Here is a 939-nt window from a genome sequence, read left to right on the forward strand (position 1 = left end):
TCGGGGCCCTTGATCAGGATGCCGAGCTGGGCGCCGCGCCCGGTGCCGACCATCAGCGCGGTCGGCGTGGCCAGGCCGAGGGCGCACGGGCAGGCGATGATCAGCACGGCCACCGCCGCGGTGAACGCCGCCGCGATCGCGCCGCCGGTGCCGAGCCAGAAGCCGAGGGTGGCCACCGACAGGGCGATGACGATCGGCACGAAGATGCCGGAGATCTTGTCCGCCAGCCGCTGGGCTTGCGCCTTACCGGTCTGTGCGTCCTCCACCAGCTTCGCCATCTGGGCGAGCTGGGTATCGGAGCCGATGCGGGTGGCGCGCACCACGATCCGTCCGCCGACGTTGACGGTCGCGCCGACCACGGCGTCGTCCGTGCCGACCTCGACTGGCACCGATTCGCCGGTCAGCATGGACGCGTCCACGGCCGAGGAACCCTCGATGATCACGCCATCGGTGGCGATCTTCTCGCCGGGCCGCACCACGAACCGATCACCGACGGCCAACTGCTCCACCGGAATTCGCTGCTCGGAGCCGCCGCGCAGCACCGAGACCTCCTTGGCCCCGAGCTCGAGCAGGGCCCGCAAGGCGGCCCCGGCCCGCCGCTTGGACCTGGCCTCGAAGTAGCGACCCGCCAGGATGAACGTGGTCACGCCCGCAGCGGCCTCGAGGTAGATGTTGCCGGACCCGTCCATCCGGGAAATGGTGAATTCGAACGGGTGGGTCATCCCCGGAGTGCCGGCGGTGCCCCAGAACAGCGCGTAGATCGACCAGCCGAACGCGGCCAGTGTCCCGACCGACACCAGCGTGTCCATGGTGGCGGTGGCATGGCGCAGGTTGGTCCAGGCCGCCTTGTGGAACGGCAGCGCGCCCCACACCACGACCGGCGCCGCCAGCGTCAGCGACAGCCACTGCCAGTTGGTGAACTGCAGGGCCGGGATCATA

The 939-nt window shown here is 70.4% G+C and carries 1 protein-coding gene; it reads right to left on the reverse strand.

All coding sequences use genetic code 11. The annotated features are described in order from the left end of the window. A partial coding sequence (locus tag RJ05_RS00655; RefSeq protein WP_036531689.1) for an HAD-IC family P-type ATPase occupies positions 1–939 on the reverse strand: 939 nt, incomplete at both ends.

Origin of the sequence: Nocardia cyriacigeorgica NBRC 100375 (genome assembly GCF_000308555.1) — a bacterium.
GTDB classification, from domain to species: Bacteria; Actinomycetota; Actinomycetes; order Mycobacteriales; family Mycobacteriaceae; genus Nocardia; species Nocardia cyriacigeorgica.